Source organism: Pseudoalteromonas sp. SR44-5 (assembly GCF_014163675.1).
Taxonomy (GTDB): domain Bacteria; phylum Pseudomonadota; class Gammaproteobacteria; order Enterobacterales; family Alteromonadaceae; genus Pseudoalteromonas; species Pseudoalteromonas rhizosphaerae.
The window spans coordinates 125,283-131,790 of record NZ_JACJDT010000010.1 but is presented as its reverse complement, the minus strand read 5'-3'; the positions used below and the strand labels follow the sequence as shown (position 1 = coordinate 131,790).

The 6,508-nt window shown below is 41.1% G+C and carries 3 protein-coding genes and 8 tRNA genes; 1 reads left to right on the top strand and 10 read right to left on the bottom strand.

Annotation, left to right across the window (positions count from 1 at the left end):
• Positions 1 to 498: 498 nt before the first annotated feature.
• The gene (locus H5154_RS08220; protein ID WP_182717979.1) at positions 499 to 1,920 is read left to right on the top strand and encodes a sodium:alanine symporter family protein; all 1,422 of its coding nucleotides are present in this window, start codon (positions 499 to 501) and stop codon (positions 1,918 to 1,920) included.
• Positions 1,921 to 2,862: 942 nt separating this feature from the next.
• On the opposite strand, the gene H5154_RS08215 is transcribed toward H5154_RS08220, so the two are convergent.
• The 10 genes from H5154_RS08215 to uvrC form a co-directional block, all read right to left on the bottom strand.
• Positions 2,863 to 2,949 (bottom strand) — tRNA-Leu (locus H5154_RS08215).
• A 37-nt stretch (positions 2,950 to 2,986) separates the two neighbouring features.
• Positions 2,987 to 3,060: transfer RNA gene (locus H5154_RS08210), tRNA-Cys, on the bottom strand.
• An 18-nt stretch (positions 3,061 to 3,078) separates the two neighbouring features.
• A tRNA-Gly gene (locus tag H5154_RS08205) sits at positions 3,079 to 3,154 on the bottom strand.
• Positions 3,155 to 3,304: 150 nt separating this feature from the next.
• Positions 3,305 to 3,391 (bottom strand) — tRNA-Leu (locus H5154_RS08200).
• 39 nt (positions 3,392 to 3,430) lie between these two features.
• A tRNA-Gly gene (locus H5154_RS08195) sits at positions 3,431 to 3,506 on the bottom strand.
• 66 nt (positions 3,507 to 3,572) lie between these two features.
• Positions 3,573 to 3,659: transfer RNA gene (locus H5154_RS08190), tRNA-Leu, on the bottom strand.
• Positions 3,660 to 3,695: 36 nt separating this feature from the next.
• Positions 3,696 to 3,769: transfer RNA gene (locus tag H5154_RS08185), tRNA-Cys, on the bottom strand.
• A gap of 26 nt (positions 3,770 to 3,795) precedes the next feature.
• A tRNA-Gly gene (locus H5154_RS08180) sits at positions 3,796 to 3,871 on the bottom strand.
• A 216-nt stretch (positions 3,872 to 4,087) separates the two neighbouring features.
• On the bottom strand, positions 4,088 to 4,633 hold the full coding sequence (gene pgsA / locus H5154_RS08175; protein WP_145242294.1) for a CDP-diacylglycerol--glycerol-3-phosphate 3-phosphatidyltransferase: 546 nt from the start codon (positions 4,631 to 4,633) through the stop codon (positions 4,088 to 4,090).
• A 42-nt stretch (positions 4,634 to 4,675) separates the two neighbouring features.
• Positions 4,676 to 6,499 (bottom strand): excinuclease ABC subunit UvrC, encoded by a 1,824-nt coding sequence (gene uvrC, locus H5154_RS08170; protein WP_145242296.1) that lies wholly within the window; start codon positions 6,497 to 6,499, stop codon positions 4,676 to 4,678.
• Positions 6,500 to 6,508: the final 9 nt, after the last annotated feature.

Genomic DNA, 6,508 nt, shown 5'->3' with positions numbered 1-6,508 from the left:
TTCGAGAAATCACATTGAGACTCTAAATTTTTTGCCTTGCTTAGCGAACTAAGCTCGGCTGTTAGAACTCAATCTGTACGAGTGCCCACACAGATGATTGCTTTATATTGTTAAAGAACGTTGCGGTTAAAGTTAAACTTTATCTCGCTAGGGCTGAGCATATTACGCTTTCCTATTTTTTTGTCAACACTTAATTTTAAACTTTCTTAATAATCTAAACTCAAGTTTTACTCGACTAACTGATTAACTCTTGCAGCTTAAGCGTTGCTGTCTGCCGTCTCAGTGGGGTCGCATTATAGGGCGCGGCGAATTTTACGCAAGCGTTTTTATCATTAAATTCGCATTTATTTTATACCCTCAAGATACCCAAAAGAAACTGACACCTTACCCACAGAAGCCTGTGGATAACCTCGTTTTTTTCATCGTTTCACTAAACTATCTGCTTTGCTTATGGTAAGTTGCCCGCTGTTTTTTAAACTCGTTCATTAGGCATATAACATGATAGATATAATAAATAGTATTAGTGGGCTGCTTTGGGGTCATATTCTCGTCTACCTATTAATAGCGGCAGGACTCTTTTTTACTATTAAACTCAAGTTCATTCAATTTGTTCAATTCCCCCACATGATTAAAGTCATGTTCAATTCTCGTCAGTGTGATAAAAACGGTATTTCATCTTTCCAAGCTTTTTGTACTTCCTTAGCCGCACGTGTTGGTACCGGAAATATGGCTGGTGTTGCTGTTGCACTGTATTTAGGTGGTGCTGGGGCTATTTTCTGGATGTGGCTAATTGCCTTAATAGGTATGGCAACGAGTTTTGCAGAAAGTACTTTGGCTCAAGCTTATAAGATTCGTGATGAACATGGTAACTTCAGAGGAGGCCCTGCTTATTATATGGAATATGGTTTGGGTAAACGTTGGATGGGGGTGGTTTTCTCACTCTGTTTGATATTGGCATTTGGCCTAGTATTCAATGCAGTGCAATCTAACTCTATAGCCGCTGCATTTAAAGTCGCTTTTGACATTCCAAACTATGTTGTTGGTTTAGTACTAGTCGTTGGCTCTGGCATTATTATATTTGGTGGCCTGAAAACTATTTCTCGCTTTGCAGAGTTGGTTGTACCATTTATGGCATTAGCTTACTTACTTGTAGCTTTATATGTGTGCGCTATTAATGCAGAGCAATTACCGACTGTATTTATGCGTATTATTAATAGTGCCTTTGGAATTGAGCAAGCGGGTGCCGGTGCGATTGGTTATGGCGTTATGCAAGCAATGATCCAAGGAATAAAGCGCGGCTTATTCTCAAATGAAGCAGGTATGGGTAGCGCAGCAAATGCGGCAGCGACTGCAACGCCAAATCCGCCCCACCCTGCCTCACAAGGTTATGTGCAAATGCTTGGTGTATTTATTGATACGGTTGTTATATGTAGTGCAACTGCCGCGCTGATTTTGCTCTCTGATCAATTAGTAGCTGACTCAGGTGTAACTGGTATTGCATTAACTCAGGCTGCTCTTGAAGAACATGTTGGAAGCTGGGGCACAATTTTTGTTGCGATTGCTATATTATTCTTTGCTTTTACCTCAATTGTTGCTAACTATTCATACGCAGAAACTAATCTATTATTCTTAGAGCATAATCATGAGCATGGTATGTTGATCTTTAGGCTTGTAGTATTAGGTATGGTGATGTTTGGCTCTGTGAGTGAACTGGGGTTGATCTGGACCTTAGCTGATATTTCGATGGGCCTCATGGCAATCGTGAATGTTATTGCACTGTTTATGTTATCAGGCGTGGTGATCTGGCTTGCGAACGACTACACCACACAGCGCAAAGCTGGCAAATTACCAACATTTGATCCAACCAAAAATACTCAGCTTGATCAAACCATCCCGAAAGGGATTTGGCATAAAAAGTAAATAAGCTTATTTACAATCAAAGAGGGAGTCTATGTGCTCCCTTTTTTGATCAAAATAATAATGCCTTAGTAGTTATTCAGATTTGCTATCACAAGCGTCTAATATATTCATCGCTAAAGCGCGGCCCTTATTGAGTGCTTTATAAATCTGGCTACAGCTTCAACAATGCTTCAACAATGCTTCAGCGAAGCGCCACACAGGAGTGTTGCTCTGAATCTATTGGGTATGCATGCGGCTGCAATTGGCATAGTGACGCTTTACTGTTCTCAGCATTGGCCATTTATCAAGCGTCACCACAAAAGTAAAGCCTGCTGCTTTTTATACCAATCTGCCAAATTATGTGATCTAATTAGCGCACAGATACTTATCTACTTTTACTGAATTGAACTTAAAAGAATCCAAACAACTTTTAGTTTTATCACGTAAAGAGCCTAATGCAAGAAAACGCATACGCCTGCTTGCTGTTTCATTATTCTTTGAGGGGGGAAACAGAACGAATATTGCTAAGCGGCCAAATACAGCACGCTGCAGTGTCAAAAATGGATTTCAAACTACCTTAACAATTGAGTTGGATACGACAACACTGTCTATCTAATCGTGTATTTAGTGGTTATGAAGAAATAGTCGAACAGGTTTCGCAAGCGTGGAATAAATTCATCTCCGTCCCTGATACGGTTAAAATTATATGCTCTAGAGATTGGATCAAATTTACTTAATCTTTATGCAGATTGGTATTAGTGTTAGTTAAGCTAATTTCTCTGGCATCAATCAACAAAGTGATTTGCGTATATTTTGGTATTAAGATTGTCCGTACGCGCTATGGATAAAAGTTAAACGCATACAAAAGCTATAAGGTGAAAGTTTAATTTAATAGATAGATAAGCAATTTTGGGTGTGTTTTTTTACGCTGTAGGTATAAATGAAGTAATAGTGAATATAAAGTGGTGCCCGAGGCCGGACTTGAACCGGCACGACTTGTTAGTCGAGGGATTTTAAATCCCTTGTGTCTACCAATTCCACCACTCGGGCATCGAGTTTGCTAATTAAAGCGTGTGGAGTAATTATTTGGAGGCGGAACCCGGAGTCGAACCGGGGTAAACGGATTTGCAATCCGGTGCATGGCCACTCTGCCATTCCGCCTTAATGTAACAAATAATTTGGAGCGGCACACGAGGCTCGAACTCGTGACCTCGACCTTGGCAAGGTCGCGCTCTACCAACTGAGCTAGTGCCGCATAAAACTTTGTCAGTAATTTGTACGTTGGTGCGCGACTATGTCGCGGTAAACGTTCTGGCAACTGAGCTAGTGCCGCATAATTAGATATAATTCTTTGTAAGAAATATTTTTTATCGCCCTTAAATTACCTTGGTTGAGTAATTTAAAGTGGTGCCCGAGGCCGGACTTGAACCGGCACGACTTGTTAGTCGAGGGATTTTAAATCCCTTGTGTCTACCAATTCCACCACTCGGGCATCGAGTTTGCTATTTAAAGCAAGTGGATAAAACTAATATGGAGCGGCACACGAGGCTCGAACTCGTGACCTCGACCTTGGCAAGGTCGCGCTCTACCAACTGAGCTAGTGCCGCATCATATTAATTCTAATTACTACATTTTTAAAAGTTACATTTGGTATATGCAACTAAACCACAAAGTGGTGCCCGAGGCCGGACTTGAACCGGCACGACTTGTTAGTCGAGGGATTTTAAATCCCTTGTGTCTACCAATTCCACCACTCGGGCATCGAGTTTGCTAATTAAAGCGTGTGGAGTGTTGATTGGAGGCGGAACCCGGAGTCGAACCGGGGTAAACGGATTTGCAATCCGGTGCATGGCCACTCTGCCATTCCGCCTCAATACTGGGTAACCTTTGATAAACTGGAGCGGCACACGAGGCTCGAACTCGTGACCTCGACCTTGGCAAGGTCGCGCTCTACCAACTGAGCTAGTGCCGCATAACGCATGTAAGTATTAATATGTTTCATCGCAACCTTGTCGCGGTAAAACATTCTAGCAACTTAACCAGTGTCACTTTGTTTATCTAGGGGGCTATGCCCTCTCAACACGGACGCATTCTACAGAGATTATTAAACGCGTCAATACAAAAAATGCTAGTTTTGAACTGTTTGATTATTTTTTATCTAAAACGGTGCGTTATTATACGTTTAGAGTCAATTTTTAGTCAATTCAGACCACGCTGCTATCAAATATTGCAGCATAGAAGTAACCGTTAAGAAGGTCGCAATGTAAAGTAAGCCATAACTTAAGTACATCATCCAACTATCGTATTGCCAAATGAGTCCAATAATAGCTAACATTTGCGCAGCAGTTTTAAACTTACCCATATTTGATACAGCTACATTACCACGCTTGCCTTGCTCTGCCATCCATTCTCGAAGTGCTGAGATAACAATTTCTCTGCTTATTATGATTAAAGCAGGAATAGTCATATACATTGATTGATAATAACTAGCTAAAGCAACCAATGCTGTACACACCATCACTTTGTCAGCAACAGGATCTAAGAATGCACCAAATGGCGTAGACTGCTCAAGCTTGCGCGCTAGATAGCCATCAAGAATATCAGTGATCGATGCAAGCCAGAAAATAAAAGCTGCAGCAAAGAAAGCCCATGAATAAGGCAGATAAAATACCACCAAAAAAATGGGGATAAGAAAAAGTCTAAATGTTGTGAGTGTGTTTGGAATATTCCACATAACTACTTGGGGATGTCTTTTTTTCTATATTCGCACGAAGGGCTAGCCCTTGTCATGCAAATGGTTAAATATCTTCTCAGCCATGTCAGAGCTGATCCCGGGTACTTGCTTTAATTGATCTATATTAGCAGCTTTTACTCCCTGCATGCCCCCTAAAAATTTTAATAATGTTTGGCGTCGTACCGAGCCGATACCACCTATCTCTTCTAATAGTGATTGAGTGCGTTGTTTTTGCCGCTTGTTACGGTGCCCTGCAATAGCAAAGCGATGTGATTCATCGCGAATATGTTGGATCAAATGTAGCGCTGGTGCGTCTGAATCCATTGGGATTGTTTTCCGGCCACCATCAATTAATAGTGTTTCAAGGCCTGGCCTACGACTGGTGCCTTTTGCCACACCGACTAACAGCGGCATTTTTGCATGTGGCCAATTAGCAAAGTACTGCTCGGCACGAGAAAGTTGTCCTTTACCACCGTCGATAAAAATCACATCAGGAATTTTATCTTCGTCAACCAACTTGTTGTAACGCTTGTTTAACGCAAACTCCATTGCAGCATAATCATCACCTCCAGTGATCCCTGTGACATTAAAGCGTCGATATTCTTTATTATTCGGTCCTTGCGAATCAAACACCACACAACTGGCAACTGTGTTTTCTCCCATTGTATGGCTGATATCAAAACATTCCATACGATTAATATCATCAAGCCCTAACGTCGCTTTAAGTTGTGCGTAACGCTTATTAATCGAATCCTGAGTGCTTTGCTTCACGGTAATACTATTAAGCGCATTCTTATTAGCGAGCTGTAAGTATTGCGCACGCTCACCGCGTGTAACTGTTTTTAAAGTTACTTTGCGTTCACTCACTTGGCTTAATGCTTCACTGAGTACATCAACTTCATCAAGTGCAAATGGCAAAATAACTTCTTTAGCAATTCGCCCTGTTGCACCTGGCGCTAAATAATATTGCCCAAGAAATGAAGCCAGTATTTCTTGTGGCTGTGAATCTTTCGGTACTTTTGGAAAGTACGTTTTGCTACCGAGTACTTTATGATCGCGGATCATCAACAAATGAATGCCATTAAGGCCATTTAAATGAGCAAAACCCACAACATCCATTTCGGCATAATTACCTGATATTGATTGTTGCTCTTGCATTTTACGCAGTAGCATTATTTGATCGCGTACTTTAGCTGCCAATTCAAATTGCAAAGCGTGGCTCGCAGCTTCCATTTTAGAGATCAACGCTGCGATGACTTCATGAGATTTGCCAGTCAAAAATTTACGTACAAAATCAACTTGCTGATTGTATTCATCGTCACTCACTTCATTCACGCAAGGTGCAGAACAACGTTTTAGCTGAAATTGCAAACAAGGTCGACTGCGAACGCGATAATACGCATCTTCACATTGACGAACAGGAAATATTTTCTGCATTAACCGCAAACTTTCAGAGACAGCGCCAGCGCTTGGAAATGGCCCAAAATACTCGCCTTTCACTTTGCGGCTACCGCGATGAAATGCAAGTCTTGGATGTTTGTGAGCAGTTAATAAAATATACGGATAGGATTTATCATCACGCAGTAAAATATTGTAACGTGGCTGATATTTTTTTATTAAGTTATTTTCAAGCAGTAAGGCTTCGGTTTCAGTATTGGTTAAAGTGATGTCAATATCACTAATGTTACTGACTAAAGCGCGAGTCTTGCCATCCGTGACATTGCTACGAAAATAGCTACTAACACGTTTTTTAAGGTTTTTAGCTTTACCAACATAAATAACTTTATCATCACTATCAAGCATCCGATAAACGCCGGGTTCGCTTGATAGTGTTTTTAAGAAATGGGCGTGATCAAATTCTGCCATGGGGCAACA